We start from the raw sequence: 15,195 nt of genomic DNA on the forward strand, positions 1-15,195 counted from the left end.
GCTTTTAAAGCGTCACTTCTTTTTCGCTGGCGGCCGGTTGCGGGCCGGTTTCAATTAATTTTACTTTTAATGAGGTGGGCTTTTTGGCTGATTTTGACAGTTTTGGCTTTTCGGTCCAGCCCATGCATTTTAAAGCGTACATGGCCCCGGTAGGGGCAGGGTAATGTAACCTGCTTTCGTAATAAGCCATCACCTTAAAACAAGCCCGCTTAATGGTCCAGGCGTATCTGCCACTTTGTAAGTAATTGTCAAACTGATCTTTACTATAAAAGCCAAGGTACAATGCAAGGCCGGTAACCGTAATAGGTTCGGCTGTTTTATCTGTATCGTTTTTTGAACATTCAAAATACTCGTCAATCAGTCTGTTTAATGATGCATGATTGTAAAATGCAAACTTAATTCTGCCCATAAGTTTATTCAGTTTTTTTGGAGTTCGCTGTGCCGCTGTTCATTTTGCGTTAAAAGGCCTTTGTGGAGCAACTGGCACGGTTTTAAAAGTTAAATTGTGTTAAATGATTGGTAGCACAACCGTTTGCGTTTTATATTCGTATAATAGTTATCTAAGCTTGCATAGGCCTATATGAAACTTTTAAAATTTACCTTAATCGCTTTGCTTTTTTCGGCTGTGATAGCATCCTGCCAGAAAGATGCGCAGTCTACCGACGGCTCTTTGACAAAGACCGGTATCAAGGCTGATACCAGCGATAATTCGGGTAATTTTTTTGCAAGTAAAGGGACCCTCACCATCGAGGTTGACGACTCAACTTATACTTTTGATGCTGCTAAAGATTCAATTGCCTTTATTAATGTTAATATCGATAGTAATAAATACTATGGTTTAACGGCTATTAACAAAGCGCATACGGTAAGCTTTGGTATTAGCTCGCTCGGATTTGCCAGCCCTGATTTAAAAAATACCATTGCAGGCGGCCAGCTTTTGGTTACTGCCGATGGTAAGAATACCAGGCAATACGCGCTTTCTACCGAGGCCGGTAACAATCCCTCGAATGCTATTTACCTGGAACAATATATGCAAGACAGTGTGCTTACCAAAGGTACGTTCACTACATTAATGTCTAAAAAGGGTACGCAGGCTGCACAGGTGGTCACCGGCAGTTTTAATCTTCAACGCAAATAGGTTTTTAGTCTTTCGTCCTTTAATCACCGGACCATACAAAGATAAGTAATAATTATGATATATATGCTATTTGGCATAGTATTTTACCGGATTTTTTCTTCGGCTACCTCGTTTTCTACTAATTGTGTTAATATAGTTTTCACTACGGCTTCGCGCGCCCATTGTTGTTCGGTTAATGAGGCGTCTTCCTGGTACCATCTAATCGGCTCATTTATCTCAATACGGGTTTTGTAAATAAAGTTTTTCTTTGGATGCATTTTGGTGCCTTCGTAACTATTTAGTCCCTCGGCTCTGATTACCGTGGCGAATTGTTTGGTTTTAAGATCTACCTGTAAGCATTCTTCGAGCGAGTTTTTAAAATCGTGCTTGTCTTCCAGCCATAGGGTCAGGGTTTCGCCGTTCAACTCATGGTCGGCTACCGAAATGCGGCTATAGTCATAATCAACAGAAATGATCATCCACCATAGTTTGTCTTTTAGTTTTTGTGCAATCTTTATCATTTTTTTTCAATAAGAGGTTAGGCCGTCATTTGCTGACAGCAGAATTTATTTGTTGGTTTTTATTAATCCCGGTTTAGACAGCCGGGTAGGGTGGTACCCATCCGGGCAGGTATTTTTGTATAGCGGTAATTTCTTTGCTGTACTTATTGCAAACCGTGTAATAAGCTTTAAAGCGGATGCTTAGCTGGTTGTTGTCGGTAGTGTTGCCTTGGGTTGGGCGTGACTTATTATCTTTTAATTTGGTGTAGGCTATGTGCATCGGTCGGTTTATTAGGCAATTAATTTTATAGGTGTCGGCAATTATTTTCTGTGTCTGACTATGGATAAGGGCGTTCCCTGTATTTTAAAACGAGTTTCCGTATTTCTGTATTCATTTTTCTGTATATTCTTTAATATTATTTGGATTGTATATTATAATGTGTTAGTTTAGTGGCTGATTAACGATACAAATATAAAGAAAAATCTTTATTTAAAATCAAGAAAAAATAAAAATTAGTTTTCAACAGCCCATGGAATCGCCAGAAAAAACCAGCAAAATAAAGACTGTACGCCCTGAAACACTGGAGTTTATCATTTTATATAATCAACTTAAAGGGAAGGCTTTTAGCGGTAATGGACAATTAGCCGAGGCCTTGGGTTTCAACTCGGCCAGTTCTATTACAGAGATCATCAAGAGCCGTCAAAACATTGATCCTGAAAAATTCAGGATTTTTAAAGAGAAATATAAAGATTTTATTGAAGGAGTTGCTTACGCGCCTGCTGCGCAGGTTTCAAAGGTGGCTGAAGGTATACCTATGTACGAGATTACTGCAACAGCGTCGGGCGTTGAAGTGTATAATGATATTAATGATACACAGCCGGTTGGCCGTATGAATTTCCCAGGCATTGAGGACTGCGATTTCGCTTTGCCGGTTTGGGGGCATTCTATGTATCCATATTTAGAGAATGGTTGCTGGGTGGCGCTAAAGGTTATCCACGATAAAAAAATCTTACCTGGCGAGGTGTATTATATAGAGTGGGGAGATTACCGCATGTACAAGCGCTTACTATTAAGTGATAAAGAAGATGAGGTGATTGCACACTCTGATAATACTACGGAGATGGTGGGCGCCCAACTGAAATATGCGCCGTTCCCTATTAAGATAGCAGATATTAAAAAATTGTGCCTGGTTAAGGATATCCATAAAAAGCATAATCACTAATGGAAACAACGGTTTATACTTACAGCAGAAAGAACAGCATAGTTACTATTGTGATGATGCTGATATTGGGCGGGCTTTTCATATCTAACGTTTATCGGGCATACTATACTAATGACCGGTTTAACTTAGTGTTGTTTGCCGCACTGGTAATGGTGCTGGCTGCGCTATTGGTATTATTAGTATTTAAGAGATTGATTCCGGCATTTAAGAATGAACCTATACTGGAACTAAATCAAACAGAGTTAATAGATTATCTTAAAAACATCACCATCGGCTGGCAGGATATAGAAAGCATCCGCGTCAGGCGTACGCGCAGCACATCGCTATTGGTCATCCGGCTTAAGTGGGAATCTGACCACGGGCGTGATATTGTTATTTCATTGCGATGGGTGGCAGGTGGCGATGGCGAAATTTGTAGCAAGGTCATGGCGTATTTTGATCAATTTGGCCCGGGAGCCGAAAATAATGGGGAATAGTTTATAGCTACGGATTGTAAACGCAACTTGTTTATACAACCAGGCGAAAATATTTTAACTATAAATGTTTTATTTATATTTTTAACCTAATTTAAACTGGTTAAACTCATGGACGTAAACATTTACATAGCTTTGGGCGCGGTAGTTATCGTTGCCATTATCGTACTTAATCATCAAAAACAAAAAAACAAGATGAAAACCATGCTGGGCGAGGCTGGGGGTACGCAGCTTATTTTTCTGACAAAGGCAGTCGAGAAAAAAAACAAAGCTTTAGCAGACATCTTGTACGATGGTGGTATAAAACCTTCAGCTGCCAATACCGGCACCACACACAAAGACATGCTGATCAAGCAACTTGAAAAGCTGGAAAAAGAGTTTGCCGCCAAAAAAATATCCCTCAGAACTTACGACGAGCAATTATTTGATTTGTTAGAGAAAGCTAACAAATTAGTTGTGGTGGCTTAAAGAACCAGAAAGTTCGCTATTTTTAATTAAGCACTTGCTTATATTCCTTGTTTGCTTATAATTGCATTGTATGGCAGACGATGGTATAGTTAAACGCATTAAGATAATTGTTAAAGATTACGGCGGCCAATTGGCCCTTGCCGGCGCTATTGGTGTAGACCAGGGCTTTATCAGCAAAGTCATCAACAAAAAGCAGGAGGTAAGCTATTATCTGATTAGTAAGCTTTGTTTTCAATTAAAATACTCGCCAGAGTGGTTGATACTGGGAACCGGCGATAAGAAGATCAATAAAGCCGAATCGCCCAAGCTAATTACCGAGATTCAAATGATGCGTACTGAGCTGGATATTTTACATGCCCGTATGCGTGCCTTCGAGATGGAGATGAAAGAAATAAAGGAGAGAGCCGGCCAGCACCAAAAGGCGGGTTAGTTAATTCTGCCGGTTAATTAAAATAGCTTCTAAAGCATCGCCTGTATTTTTGCAGCGATTCATGGTGTTTTCTAATGACGACAGGATCTCGCGGTACTTGATCAGGTTTATCGCATCGGTTTCGTTGGCAAACAACTCCGCCACTGCATGATAATATATTTGATCAGATTGCCGCTCCAAAGCCTTAATGCGTTTGCAAGCCTCATCGGTAGCAGTTCTGCTATTAGATACACTTAATAAATTCACCACTTTCTGAATTTCTACGCCGGCTTGCTGTATCAACAATGCTATTTCTTTTATCGCTACAACAAACTCATTTATATTATATAGGTACATTCTGTTGCTTGCTTCATTAATGGTGTCGGCAACATCATCTATACATGACGCCAGCGTATGTATATCGCCACGATTTATTGGAGTAAACACAACCTGATCAAGCGCCAGGTAAATTTTATGGGTTAAATCGTCGCCGTTATGCTCTAAAGTGTCAATTTTTTTAAAGATAATCTCTCTATCTTCAAAATTACCGGTGTTTACCACTGTTACCAGTAATTCTGCCATATCTACCACATTTTTAGCGGCCTCATCAAATAAATTATAAAATAACGTTCTGTTTGATAGATAGTTACGAAACAACCTGCGCATTAGTATTAGTATTTTAAGAAAATCTAAATTAACAGCGGAATGTTAAACCAATATTAAATGAATATGATGATATGTTAAGTATTTGTTATGGATGAATTAAAAATGTATTTTATATAAATACCTAATAATCAAATACTTAATATGTAATATTAATTAAAAATATACTCCCTGAACCTAATTCAACTATGAAATAATGTTTAAATAACATTATCAAATGTTAATCATTGCTTAACATCTAGGTAATGCTGCGTCCGCACTTTTGGATCAAAATTTATTTAACCCTCGTTTCAATTATGAAAAAAATGTTTACAAAAGTTTTTAGTGCAGTGTTAGTGTCAGCCACCGTGTTGGCTGTAACAGCTAAGGCTCAGCAAACAGTGCTTGCATCGGCAACCACATTAAACACAAAATCTGAAGTAAAAGCAGATTCAACAGTTACTACTACCACTACTACTGCAAAACCTGCAGCTAAAGCAGATCCTGCTGCATGGGTGCCTGTAAGAAGATTATGGGGTTATGCATTCGGCGATCTTTATTTTAACCAACACCAAGATGCTGGAAACAGAGGTGCAGAAACTATGTACAATGGCGTTCCGGCAAACAGAAATGCTTTTCAATTCCGTCGTATTTATTTAGGATACGATTATGACATCAACGAAAAATTCACCGCAACCGTATTATTGGCATCAGAGCCAAATGCAAACACAGGTGTTAACGGTACTACTTCTATCCAGAACGGAGACAACCTTGTTGACGGTAAAATGGGTTTCTTTATCAAAAACTTCAACTTACGTTACAAAAACATCTGGACCGGTACTGATATCGTAGTAGGTGAAATGTCGACCCCTGGTTTCGCTTTAAATGATGGAGGCAATGCTCCAAATTCATTGTCGGAAGCAACATGGGGTAATCGTTTTATCGAAAAAACCATTACTGACTTCCACAAAAATAACTCGTACGATGTAGGTGCTTCATTACAAGGTACATTTGACCCTAATACTAAAAACTACGGTTACGTATTAATGGTTGGTAACAACAGTACAGCTAGCTTATTATCGGCAGCTAATGCTAACACTGGTTTCTATAAAATATTTTATGGTGATCTATGGGCTAAATTCTTAGACAAACACCTATATGTAGATATCTATGGTGACTACGCTCCAACTGCTCCGGGTACTATAACTATTGGTCAGCAAAACCATAGCATGCAAAAAATATTTGCTGCTTATGTTGATCCAAAATTCTCTGTTGGTGTAGAAGCATACATGCAACAATTTAAAAATGGTGTAAACAACACAACTACTAAAGCTGTTGAAGATTCAAGAGCAACTGGTTTATCTGTATGGGTAAAAGGTGCTATCATCAAAGACAAAATGAGCTTCTTCGCTCGTCGTGATGGTTACAATCCAGACACTAAATATGTTGACGCTGACGCTTACACAGTTAATACTAACTACGGAAGCTACAACCCAACTGTTAAAGAAACTTTCTACACAGGTGGTTTAGATTTTACACCGGCTCCAAAAATTCACTTCTCTCCAAACGTTTGGTTTATCCAGTATAAAGATCAAAGACCAGTTGGTACTACAGGTTACGTAGGTGATGGCCATAACTTAGTGTACAGAGCTACTTTCTATTACACTTTTGGTAAATAATTAAGTAAACCCTGATTAATAATATAAATTAAAAAACGTTATGAATTTTTCAAAAAGTTTAAAGTTAGCAGTTGTAGCATTTGCAGCATCTTGCTTATCATTAGCAGCTTCGGCTCAAGACAACACTCTTTTAGGCGCTGGTAGTACTTTCGTATATCCACTGTTCTCAAAAATGTTTTCTCAGTATACAGCTTCTAAAGTTAACTACCAATCAATTGGTTCTGGTGGTGGTATATTGCAGTTAACTAACAAAACTGTAGATTTTGGTGATTCTGATGCGCCGTTAAATGACGATCAAACCAAAAAAATGAGCGCTGCTGTTCTGCACATCCCAATGACTTCTGGTGCTGTTGTAGTTACTTATAACATCCCAGGTGTTACTGCTGCTTTAAACTTAAGCGGTAAAATCGTTGGCGACATTTACTTAGGTAAAATTACTAACTGGAATAGCGCTGAAATCAAAGCTACTAACAAAGGGGTTAACTTGCCAGATCTTCCTATAGCAGTTGTTCACCGTTCAGACGGTAGCGGTACTTCATTTATCTTTACCGATTTCTTAACTAAAGTAAACCCTGAGTGGGCTACTAAAGTAGGTAAAGCAAGTGCTGTTAACTGGCCAGCTGGTTTAGGTGGTAAAGGCAGCGAAGGTGTTGCCGGTTTGGTTAAACAAACTCCGGGCGCTATAGGTTATGTTGAGTTAGCTTACGCTTTCGAAAACAAAATGCCTTATGCTAACATCCAAAACAAAAGCGGTAAATTTATCAAACCAACAATCGAAGCTACTACTTTAGCCAGCAATGTAACTATCCCTGCTGACTCAAAAGTTTCAATTACTAATACTGATAATGCTGCAGGTTACCCAATTGCCAGCTTTACCTGGGCTTTGATTTACAAAGAACAAAACTATAACGGTCGTTCAAAAGCAAGAGCTACAGAGCTTGTTAAATTATTATGGTGGAACATTCACCAAGGCCAGGCTTTTTGCGCTGCTTTGAACTATGCACCTCTTTCAAAATCAGCTGTTAAAGTTGCTGAATCAATTTTGAAGTCAGCTACTTTCGACGGTAAATCTATCTTATAAGCAAACGCTTAAACGATAATAGCTAAAGCAGAAAACTAAAAGCGAGGGCAGCACAAATTAAAGTGCGCTTTTGCTTTTAGCTTTCTGCTTTTGGTACAATACACAACAAAACCTCAAAAATTTGTGGAAAATAAAAGATTACAATTATCCGATAGCCAGTTAAAGTGGGAAACCATTTTTAAGAAGCTGTTGATAGTTATGAGCATAATCCTGGTGCTTATAATATTAGGCGTGTTAACCACCCTGATCATAGAGTCCATGCCATCAATCAAGGCGTTAGGGATAGGTTATTTATGGGGAAAGGTATGGGACCCGGTTCAGAATATTTATGGTGCTTATCCCTTTTTGATAGGTACTTTATTGACTTCGTTTATCGCGCTCATCATCTCCATACCATTTTCATACGCGATAGCAATTTACCTGGGTGAGTATAATCCTAAAGGCTGGTTGTCAGATCTGTTGAAAAACACGGTCGAACTGATAGCTGCCGTACCGTCAATCATCTACGGTTTCTGGGGACTGTTTGTATTGGTACCCCTGGTGCGCGAATTTGAAGGTAAAATACATGTGCTGCCTTATGGTATTGGTATTTTTACAGCTTCGATAATTTTGGCTGTAATGATCATTCCATATGGTGCATCATTAGGTATAACTTTAATTAGAATGGTACCTTCTCCTTTAAAAGAAGGCGCTTACGCTTTAGGTGCAACCCGCTTTGAGGTTATCCGTAATGTGATTATGCCTTATACCCGTTCTGGTTTGTTTGCAGGTATTTTATTGTCATTAGGCCGCGCATTGGGCGAGACTATGGCGGTAACCATGCTTATAGGTAATACCAGCGCGGTGCCAACCAGCATTTTTGCACCGGGCAACACTATGGCCAGCGTTATTGCTAACGAGTTTACCGAAGCCGATCATACAGAATATCTTTCGGCGCTTATTGAGCTTGGTTTAGTGCTTTTCCTGGTAACGGTTGTAATAAACCTTATTGGCAGAAGAATAATTACCCGATTTACTAATAACTAATCTTATGGAAGCAAAAATCGGATTCAGAAATACCAAGAGCATTATTTTTAAGGGCATTGTAGTGTTTTTTGCCTTTTTAATAACCCTACCTTTAATTATCATTTTGCTTTATATAATTAAGCAGGGCGCGAGTCAGGTTAACTGGCATTTTTTAACTAACGTACCTGCGCCGGTAGGCGAGACCGGTGGTGGTATATTAAATGCCCTTTGGGGTAGTTTTTTAATGGTTTTAATGGCATCGGTTGTTGCTATACCTGTAGGTATGCTGGCCGGTATTTATTTAAGCGAAAATCCACGCACCAAATTGGCTAAATACAGCGGTTTATGTGTGGATATTTTGCAGGGTGTGCCATCAATTGTAGTAGGTATTGTAGTTTACTTTTGGATTGTTAAGCCATTAGGAACTTTCTCTGCCATGTCTGGTAGTATAGCTTTAGCCATGATGATGTTGCCAATAGTTATCCGCTCTACAGAGCAGACTTTACTATTACTGCCAGAGTCGCTTAAAGAGGCCGCTTTATCATTAGGGGTGCCTTATCACCGTGTTATTATTAAGGTAGTTATACCTTGTGGTTTTGCGGGTATTTTGTCTGGTATTACATTGTCAATAGCCCGTGTAATAGGCGAGACTGCACCATTGCTGTTTACCGCGTTTGGTAACCCTTATTTATCATCGGCAGTAACTAAACCAATGGAAAGCTTACCACACCTTATATTTACTTATGCCACAAGCCCGTACGACGAATGGCATAACCTGGCGTGGGGCGCATCATTTATACTTCTAATGTTTGTTTTAATATTAAATATAGTCACAAAAGTGCTAACAAGAAAATGGAAAATACAATTGTAAAGGCCGAAAATTATAACGCTTACTTTGGCGATAATCACGTTGTTAAAGATGTAAATATCAGCATTAACAAAAACGAGGTTATAGCGGTAATGGGTCCGTCAGGCTGTGGTAAAACTACATTTTTGCGTGGCATTAACCGCATGCATGAATTGATACCTAATGCAACTGCAAAAGGTAAAATATTGCTTGAAGGCGAAAACGTATACGATATGAATGCCATATATGTACGTGCTAAAATTGGTATGGTGTTTCAACGCCCTAACCCGTTCCCAAATTTGAGTATTTATGAAAACGTTGTTGCAGGTTATTTACTTAACGGCATCAAGGTTTCAAAAGCCGATAAAGATGTTATTGTTGAGCGCTCATTAACCAGCGCCGCTTTATGGAAAGAAGTTAAAGACTCATTGCATAAAAAAGGTACTTTCTTATCTGGCGGCCAGCAGCAGCGTTTGTGTATTGCACGCGCAATTGCTATGCAACCCGAGTTGATTTTGTTTGATGAGCCAACCTCCGCGCTCGATCCGATATCGACTTCAAGTGTTGAGGCGTTGTTTCACGAGTTGAAAGAAAATTATACTTTGATTATTGTTACGCATAACATGCAGCAAGCTGCGCGTGTGAGCGACAGAACAGCGTTCTTTTATATGGGAGAACTGGTGGAGTTTGACGATACCAAACAAATGTTTACCAACCCGGCAGATCAGCGCACGCAAAACTATATAACCGGCAGATTTAGCTAAACCAGAGGACTTAGACTTTAACAAGAAAAATATGACACCATTAGAAAATGAAATAACCGCGCTAAAAAAAGAGCTGGTTAGCATGTGGATATTAGTTCAATCACAGCTGAATAAATCAAGAGAGGCTATGATTCAATTTGATAAGGACCTTGCCCGCGAAGTCTTGATCAAAGAAAAAAGAGTAAACTCTTACGAACTTAAAATAGACCGCGATTGCGAAAATATATTTGCATTGCATTGCCCGGTAGCGGTTGATCTGCGTTTTTTGCTGGCTACCCTAAAGATCAATACTAATTTGGAGCGTATCGGTGATATTGCTGCAGGTATTGCGCTATACGTGGTTGAGTCGACAGTGAATTTTGACACTGACGCTATGGAAAGAACTTCATTGATCCGTATGTATGACGAGGCTATCAATATATTGATGGATACCCGCACTGCGTTTGAAAAAGAAGATACCATACTTGCCCGCAGTATATTTAAGCGCGATGATGTACTTGACGATATCAATATGGCAGCGCCTGCTACTGTCGGCGAATTGATTAAAGCCGACATAAAATCGTTGCCAGAGGCATTATACATCCTGTCGGTGATCCGTAAATTGGAAAGAGTAGGCGACCAGGCTAAGAACATAGCCGAAGAGATCATCTTTTACGTAGAGGCTAAAATACTAAAGCACTTCGAGAGCAGCCAGGCCGAAGATTAATGATTGATAAATAGTAATTGTGATTTGAACGAGGTGGATAGCGATATCCGCCTTTTTTTATGATAATAGGTGGAGAAAATGAATTATCTGTTATTCCTGCTGACATAGGGCTGTCACTAGCCGGTGGTTTCTTTGTATCAACAAACACTAAAACCACAACATTATGTCAATCATCAAAAAGTTGTTAAAGGAAATTGAGCAGGAAGCTCAAACCACCCGCAAGTTCTTAAACATTATACCGGCCGATAAATTCGACTGGCAGCCGCATCCCAAAAGCATGACTATAGGGCAGCTAACTAATCATATTGCCGAACTACCGGCATGGGTAAGCCTGGCTATCACTACCGATGGACTGGACTTTCAAGCTAACCCATACGAGTCAACCCATGCAGCTAATGTTGCCGATTTGCTGGAGATCTTCGAGAATGCCTATGCCGACGGTCGCGCTCATTTAGAAGGCGTTAAAGAAGAGGACCTGGATAAACCCTGGATACTCCGCAGCGGCGACATGATTTTGGGCAATATGAATAAATACGAGACTGTGCGTATCTCTATCGCTCAAACCATTCACCATCGTGCGCAGTTGGGCGTGTACCTGCGTCTGTTGAATGTACCTATCCCAGGCAGCTATGGCCCGAGTGCCGACGAATTGGAAGCCATGCAAGCTTATGCCTAACCTGTTTTGTTTCACGCGGATGTATAACACATGAAACAAGTGAAACAATATTTTAAGTCAAAATATTGATAATGAATTAATTGTAAAATATGAGTGAAACAAAATGAAACAACAAAAAAGACCTATAAGTATTTTTTTGTTTCATCGCCTAGGCCATCTCCACCAAAACAGGGATAGCAAATACCACTGAAACAAGAAAGGCTCAAACAAACGTTTGAGCCTTTCTATACAATATAAAGCAACTAATTACTGATAACTTACAGTTAAAGTAATTGGTACGCTCAAAGCTTTCGATATAATGCAATTTGCTTTAGCACCTTCGGCTATTTCTTTGAATTGATCTTCAGATACACCGTCAATAGCAGAACCTTTTAACTCCAGGTGGATACCTACGATAACCAGCGCCTGCATATCCAGGTCAAGAATGGCATCGGTAGTTAAATCGCCTGGCGTAAAGCCTGCTTGCGTTAAAGCCGCGCCAACTGCCATGGTAAAACAACCTGCATGAGCAGCTGCGATTAGCTCCTCCGGGTTAGTGCCAACACCATCCGCAAAGCGGGTTTTGAATGAATATTGGGTGTTATTTAATGTGGTGCTTTGGGTTGAAATTTCGCCTTTACCTTCTTGTAAGGTGCCATTCCAGTGAGCATGTGCGGTACGTTTCATAGTTTAATTTTTTTATTGTTGTGTATATAAATATATAAGTTTTTAATTTCAAACAGATCAAGCAAAGATTAACAAATCCTTAAAACATAAATCTTAAAAGCTGTTTCCCACTAATGACTAATGACTAATGACTAATGACTAATGACTAATGACTAATGACCTACTTAGTCCACTTAGCCCGTTCATATTGTACCGGCCATTTAACACTATCGTCTCCCAATTCATGTGCCGCGCGGAGCGGAAAATTCGGATCGCGCAAAAACTCACGGGCAATGATCACCAGATCGGCTTCACCATTTTTGATAATGTCATCGGCTTGTTTTGCATCGGTAATTAAACCTACTGCGCCGGTTAATATTCCGGTTTTGCGCAAGGCATCGGCAAACTCAACCTGGTACCCCGGTTTCAATGGGATATGCGCCAAAACGTTACCGCCCGATGAACAATCAACCAGGTCAACACCTTTATCCTTCAATATTTTTGCTAACGCGATGGAATCATCAGCAGTCCAGCCCCCCTCGGTCCAGTCGGTTGACGAAATGCGCACAAACAACGGTTTTGACGCCGGCCAGGCTTCCTGTATGCTTTCAATAATCTCTAATAATAAGCGGATACGATTCTCGAATGAGCCGCCATATTCATCGGTACGTTTATTACTCAATGGCGAGTAAAACTCATGCACCAAATAACCATGTGCACCATGAATTTCTATCACATCAAAACCAGCCTCTAGGGTACGCTTTGCAGCAGCCTTAAAATCGGCTTTAATTTTTTCTATGCCTGCTCTGTCCAGCTCCAGGGGAGCCTCTTCTTTGTCGCTAAAAGCAATGGCACTTGGCCCTACAGCTTTCCAACCATTAGGCTGATCTGAAGGAATTTGAGCATTGCCTTTCCATGGCACTTCATGGCTGGCTTTGCGGCCGGCATGCGCCAATTGGGTGCCTGCAAATGCGCCTTGCTCATGTATAAAATCAGTGATTTCTTTTAGTTTGTCAATGTGCTCGTCTTTATAAACACCCAAATCGCCATAACTGATCCGGCCCTCGGGCGATACTGCAATTGCTTCGGTGATGATCAATGCTGCTCCGCCTACGGCGCGACTACCCAAATGTACCAGGTGCCAGTTATTGGCAAAACCATCCTCGCTGCTATATTCGCACATAGGCGATACCACAATGCGGTTTTTTAATTCGATGTCCTTTATTTTTAAAGGAGAAAAAAGGTGTGACATAGATCAATGTTTTTGCCAAATATGGATGTTAACAACGGCACTCATCTCATGGTTTTGTAAGAATGTGCCGATGTGTTATTTAAATGATAAACTATTCCACTTTCTCCTCACGCTTCACCAGCAAAATGTCGTCGCCCTCTAAAGGCAGGTAGCCATACTCATAGCAAAAATGGTAGGTCTTGCCGTTCTGCGTATCGTATTTATTGGTAAGGTATTTAAAATCGAAACCCTTAGCCGTCATTTTTGCTTTGGTGGTTTTGGTTTTGCCTGTTGGATTTAACTCTTCCAAAATACGGCGGTTGCGCTTCAGAATATTATTGATGTTGCGCACCATATTATAGCTGTTGCTGTTGAGCTTGTTGTTATAATTGTTGCGGCACAGATCGTTACAAAACTTTTTGTCGGCGCGCCCATGTAGGGTAGTGCCGCAGTCCAGGCATACTTTTTCGGTTTCCATAAAGCTAAGATAATGAATATAATATCCGTCTGCAAGCGTTTGCAAACGGATATTGTCGTTTATAAGTAATTAATATCCGACTAATGTTTTCGTTACCCTGCACCTTTGTATCATCAAACAGAAACGAAGTATAAACGATAAACTTAAAATCATGAACTCATTAAAAAACAGCGTACGCTTAGTAGGTAACCTGGGTATGGACCCTGAAGTAAAAGTATTTGACACCAATAAAAAGCTGACCAAGCTGTCATTAGCTACCAGCGAAAGCTACAAGAACGAAAAAGGCGAGCGCATAACAGACACCCAATGGCATAATCTGGTGATTTGGGGCGCCCAGGCACAAATAGCCGGCGATTTGCTTAAAAAGGGCGATGAGATAGCAATCGAGGGCCGGCTAAATAATCGCAGCTATATTGATAAAGATGGCAATAAAAAATACACCTCAGAAATTGTCGTGAATGAATTTTTGAAAACCAGCAGCCGCAATTAAAAACCCAAGTGGCATTAATGAATGGGGATGAGCATATTTCGATAACGTCATCGTGAGCGTAGCGTGACGATCTCTTGCCGACGTGTTAAAAGCGGCTTATCCGGAGATCGTTACGCTCGTACCTCGCTCACGATGACGGATTTGGGAGATAATAGTTTTGAACTTGTCTGCTATTCGTCTATTCAAATGCCCGGCTTATCTCGCTGTTGCTCACTATGACAAAACATTTTTAATTATCAATCACTCAAAATATCCTATCCTAAACCTTTATTACCAATAACCTAACCTTATCACATTTCCTAAACCTTATCACTATATTTGTTATGTACTTAGAAGCAAAAGAAACCGCCCGGCTATATCAGTTGTTATCAGACAAATTGGGTAACGACACCACCGAGGCCATGTTCAAATACATCGATAACAAAACCGAACGAGCTGTGGAGTCAACTATTCAAACATTAGCTACAAAAGGAGATATAGCATCTTTGAAAACCGATTTGCTTATTATTAAAAATGAGCTGGGTACTGCAAAACACGAACATGCCAAAGACATAAGTGAATCCAAAGCAGAAATGATTAAATGGATGTTTATTTTCTGGGTGGGTCAGGTAGGTGCCACTTTAGCGATAATAGCCCTGTTTATGAAAAAGTAGTATGATTAACGGATTAGATAAAATTGCTACTAAAGATTGCTTGATTGATCTGAAAAAAGATATCAATAACGCAAAAGTAGCTATGATTAGATGGATGCTTTTTTCGCA

At 39.9% G+C, this 15,195-nt stretch carries 21 protein-coding genes; 14 read left to right on the plus strand and 7 right to left on the minus strand.

Features of this window, described 5'->3' with window-relative positions; translation table 11 throughout:
* Window positions 1-4 precede the first annotated feature (4 nt).
* On the minus strand, window positions 5-409 hold the full coding sequence (locus HB679_RS12980; RefSeq protein WP_214072405.1) for a terminase small subunit: 405 nt from the start codon (window positions 407-409) through the stop codon (window positions 5-7).
* 171 nt (window positions 410-580) lie between these two features.
* Between HB679_RS12980 and HB679_RS12985 the strand changes: the two genes are divergently transcribed.
* Window positions 581-1,138, plus strand: a complete 558-nt coding sequence (locus HB679_RS12985; protein WP_214072406.1) for a hypothetical protein — start codon at window positions 581-583, stop codon at window positions 1,136-1,138.
* An 83-nt stretch (window positions 1,139-1,221) separates the two neighbouring features.
* Here HB679_RS12985 and HB679_RS12990 read toward each other — a convergent pair whose 3' ends face one another.
* Window positions 1,222-1,638: a hypothetical protein gene (locus HB679_RS12990; RefSeq protein WP_214072407.1), complete on the minus strand. Its 417-nt coding sequence runs from the start codon at window positions 1,636-1,638 to the stop codon at window positions 1,222-1,224.
* A 73-nt stretch (window positions 1,639-1,711) separates the two neighbouring features.
* Window positions 1,712-1,897: a hypothetical protein gene (locus HB679_RS12995; protein ID WP_214072408.1), complete on the minus strand. Its 186-nt coding sequence runs from the start codon at window positions 1,895-1,897 to the stop codon at window positions 1,712-1,714.
* A 250-nt stretch (window positions 1,898-2,147) separates the two neighbouring features.
* On the opposite strand from HB679_RS12995, the gene HB679_RS13000 reads away from it, so the two are divergent.
* From HB679_RS13000 to HB679_RS13015, 4 genes are all read left to right on the plus strand, one after another.
* Window positions 2,148-2,840, plus strand: a complete 693-nt coding sequence (locus HB679_RS13000) for a S24 family peptidase (protein ID WP_214072409.1) — start codon at window positions 2,148-2,150, stop codon at window positions 2,838-2,840.
* Window positions 2,840-3,316, plus strand: a complete 477-nt coding sequence (locus HB679_RS13005) for a hypothetical protein (protein WP_214072410.1) — start codon at window positions 2,840-2,842, stop codon at window positions 3,314-3,316. The genes HB679_RS13000 and HB679_RS13005 overlap by 1 nt, the downstream gene beginning before the upstream one ends.
* A 108-nt stretch (window positions 3,317-3,424) precedes the next feature.
* Window positions 3,425-3,781, plus strand: coding sequence for a hypothetical protein (locus HB679_RS13010; RefSeq protein WP_214072411.1), 357 nt, complete (start codon window positions 3,425-3,427; stop codon window positions 3,779-3,781).
* 70 nt (window positions 3,782-3,851) lie between these two features.
* The gene (locus HB679_RS13015) at window positions 3,852-4,211 is read left to right on the plus strand and encodes a helix-turn-helix domain-containing protein (protein ID WP_214072412.1); all 360 of its coding nucleotides are present in this window, start codon (window positions 3,852-3,854) and stop codon (window positions 4,209-4,211) included.
* On the opposite strand, the gene HB679_RS13020 is transcribed toward HB679_RS13015, so the two are convergent.
* Window positions 4,212-4,856 (minus strand): DUF47 family protein, encoded by a 645-nt coding sequence (locus tag HB679_RS13020; protein WP_214072413.1) that lies wholly within the window; start codon window positions 4,854-4,856, stop codon window positions 4,212-4,214.
* A 293-nt stretch (window positions 4,857-5,149) separates the two neighbouring features.
* Here HB679_RS13020 and HB679_RS13025 point away from each other — a divergent pair, with 293 nt between their 5' ends.
* The 7 genes from HB679_RS13025 to HB679_RS13055 all read left to right on the plus strand — a co-directional run bounded on the left by HB679_RS13025 (window position 5,150) and on the right by HB679_RS13055 (window position 11,590).
* Window positions 5,150-6,511, plus strand: coding sequence for a hypothetical protein (locus HB679_RS13025; RefSeq protein WP_214072414.1), 1,362 nt, complete (start codon window positions 5,150-5,152; stop codon window positions 6,509-6,511).
* A gap of 40 nt (window positions 6,512-6,551) precedes the next feature.
* Complete coding sequence (gene pstS, locus HB679_RS13030) at window positions 6,552-7,592, plus strand: phosphate ABC transporter substrate-binding protein PstS (RefSeq protein WP_214072415.1); 1,041 nt, start codon at window positions 6,552-6,554, stop codon at window positions 7,590-7,592.
* Between the two features lie 123 nt (window positions 7,593-7,715).
* A complete protein-coding gene (pstC, locus tag HB679_RS13035) occupies window positions 7,716-8,618 on the plus strand; it encodes a phosphate ABC transporter permease subunit PstC (RefSeq protein ID WP_214072416.1) in 903 nt (300 codons plus the stop codon).
* Between the two features lie 4 nt (window positions 8,619-8,622).
* Window positions 8,623-9,468 (plus strand): phosphate ABC transporter permease PstA, encoded by an 846-nt coding sequence (gene pstA / locus HB679_RS13040; RefSeq protein WP_214072417.1) that lies wholly within the window; start codon window positions 8,623-8,625, stop codon window positions 9,466-9,468.
* A complete protein-coding gene (gene pstB, locus HB679_RS13045) occupies window positions 9,450-10,208 on the plus strand; it encodes a phosphate ABC transporter ATP-binding protein PstB (protein WP_214072418.1) in 759 nt (252 codons plus the stop codon). Before pstA ends, pstB begins: the two co-directional genes overlap by 19 nt.
* Window positions 10,209-10,239: 31 nt before the next feature.
* Window positions 10,240-10,914, plus strand: a complete 675-nt coding sequence (gene phoU, locus HB679_RS13050; protein WP_214072419.1) for a phosphate signaling complex protein PhoU — start codon at window positions 10,240-10,242, stop codon at window positions 10,912-10,914.
* A 163-nt stretch (window positions 10,915-11,077) separates the two neighbouring features.
* Window positions 11,078-11,590 carry a DinB family protein gene (locus HB679_RS13055; RefSeq protein ID WP_214072420.1) on the plus strand — a complete coding sequence of 171 codons (513 nt, stop codon included), beginning with the start codon at window positions 11,078-11,080 and terminating at the stop codon, window positions 11,588-11,590.
* A gap of 246 nt (window positions 11,591-11,836) precedes the next feature.
* On the opposite strand, the gene HB679_RS13060 is transcribed toward HB679_RS13055, so the two are convergent.
* From HB679_RS13060 to HB679_RS13070, 3 genes are all read right to left on the minus strand, one after another.
* Window positions 11,837-12,256 (minus strand): OsmC family protein, encoded by a 420-nt coding sequence (locus tag HB679_RS13060; protein ID WP_214072421.1) that lies wholly within the window; start codon window positions 12,254-12,256, stop codon window positions 11,837-11,839.
* Window positions 12,257-12,416: 160 nt separating this feature from the next.
* Window positions 12,417-13,487 (minus strand): NADPH dehydrogenase NamA, encoded by a 1,071-nt coding sequence (gene namA / locus HB679_RS13065; protein ID WP_214072422.1) that lies wholly within the window; start codon window positions 13,485-13,487, stop codon window positions 12,417-12,419.
* Window positions 13,488-13,578: 91 nt separating this feature from the next.
* Window positions 13,579-13,944 (minus strand): hypothetical protein, encoded by a 366-nt coding sequence (locus tag HB679_RS13070; protein ID WP_214072423.1) that lies wholly within the window; start codon window positions 13,942-13,944, stop codon window positions 13,579-13,581.
* Between the two features lie 151 nt (window positions 13,945-14,095).
* Between HB679_RS13070 and ssb the strand changes: the two genes are divergently transcribed.
* Together ssb and HB679_RS13080 are read left to right on the plus strand one after the other, a co-directional pair.
* Entirely contained in the window at window positions 14,096-14,434 is a 339-nt protein-coding gene (gene ssb, locus HB679_RS13075; protein ID WP_214072424.1) for a single-stranded DNA-binding protein, read from the plus strand.
* Window positions 14,435-14,757: 323 nt separating this feature from the next.
* Entirely contained in the window at window positions 14,758-15,087 is a 330-nt protein-coding gene (locus HB679_RS13080) for a hypothetical protein (protein WP_214072425.1), read from the plus strand.
* Window positions 15,088-15,195: the final 108 nt, after the last annotated feature.

The sequence above is a fragment of the Mucilaginibacter sp. dw_454 genome, assembly GCF_018449775.1.
Taxonomy (GTDB): domain Bacteria; phylum Bacteroidota; class Bacteroidia; order Sphingobacteriales; family Sphingobacteriaceae; genus Mucilaginibacter.

What these genes read in the sequence shown, in the direction of transcription:
- HB679_RS13020 (WP_214072413.1), bottom strand. Translation starts at nt 4,856, where the DNA reads ATGCGCAGGTTGTTTCGTAACTATCTATCAAACAGAACGTTATTTTAT.
- pstS (WP_214072415.1), top strand. Translation starts at nt 6,552, where the DNA reads ATGAATTTTTCAAAAAGTTTAAAGTTAGCAGTTGTAGCATTTGCAGCA.
- pstA (WP_214072417.1), top strand. Translation starts at nt 8,623, where the DNA reads ATGGAAGCAAAAATCGGATTCAGAAATACCAAGAGCATTATTTTTAAG.
- HB679_RS13000 (WP_214072409.1), top strand. Translation starts at nt 2,148, where the DNA reads ATGGAATCGCCAGAAAAAACCAGCAAAATAAAGACTGTACGCCCTGAA.
- phoU (WP_214072419.1), top strand. Translation starts at nt 10,240, where the DNA reads ATGACACCATTAGAAAATGAAATAACCGCGCTAAAAAAAGAGCTGGTT.
- HB679_RS13005 (WP_214072410.1), top strand. Translation starts at nt 2,840, where the DNA reads ATGGAAACAACGGTTTATACTTACAGCAGAAAGAACAGCATAGTTACT.
- HB679_RS12980 (WP_214072405.1), bottom strand. Translation starts at nt 409, where the DNA reads ATGGGCAGAATTAAGTTTGCATTTTACAATCATGCATCATTAAACAGA.
- HB679_RS13025 (WP_214072414.1), top strand. Translation starts at nt 5,150, where the DNA reads ATGAAAAAAATGTTTACAAAAGTTTTTAGTGCAGTGTTAGTGTCAGCC.
- HB679_RS12985 (WP_214072406.1), top strand. Translation starts at nt 581, where the DNA reads ATGAAACTTTTAAAATTTACCTTAATCGCTTTGCTTTTTTCGGCTGTG.
- pstB (WP_214072418.1), top strand. Translation starts at nt 9,450, where the DNA reads ATGGAAAATACAATTGTAAAGGCCGAAAATTATAACGCTTACTTTGGC.
- HB679_RS13015 (WP_214072412.1), top strand. Translation starts at nt 3,852, where the DNA reads ATGGCAGACGATGGTATAGTTAAACGCATTAAGATAATTGTTAAAGAT.
- HB679_RS13060 (WP_214072421.1), bottom strand. Translation starts at nt 12,256, where the DNA reads ATGAAACGTACCGCACATGCTCACTGGAATGGCACCTTACAAGAAGGT.
- HB679_RS12990 (WP_214072407.1), bottom strand. Translation starts at nt 1,638, where the DNA reads ATGATAAAGATTGCACAAAAACTAAAAGACAAACTATGGTGGATGATC.
- HB679_RS13080 (WP_214072425.1), top strand. Translation starts at nt 14,758, where the DNA reads ATGTACTTAGAAGCAAAAGAAACCGCCCGGCTATATCAGTTGTTATCA.
- namA (WP_214072422.1), bottom strand. Translation starts at nt 13,487, where the DNA reads ATGTCACACCTTTTTTCTCCTTTAAAAATAAAGGACATCGAATTAAAA.
- HB679_RS13055 (WP_214072420.1), top strand. Translation starts at nt 11,078, where the DNA reads ATGTCAATCATCAAAAAGTTGTTAAAGGAAATTGAGCAGGAAGCTCAA.
- ssb (WP_214072424.1), top strand. Translation starts at nt 14,096, where the DNA reads ATGAACTCATTAAAAAACAGCGTACGCTTAGTAGGTAACCTGGGTATG.
- HB679_RS13070 (WP_214072423.1), bottom strand. Translation starts at nt 13,944, where the DNA reads ATGGAAACCGAAAAAGTATGCCTGGACTGCGGCACTACCCTACATGGG.
- HB679_RS13010 (WP_214072411.1), top strand. Translation starts at nt 3,425, where the DNA reads ATGGACGTAAACATTTACATAGCTTTGGGCGCGGTAGTTATCGTTGCC.
- HB679_RS12995 (WP_214072408.1), bottom strand. Translation starts at nt 1,897, where the DNA reads ATGCACATAGCCTACACCAAATTAAAAGATAATAAGTCACGCCCAACC.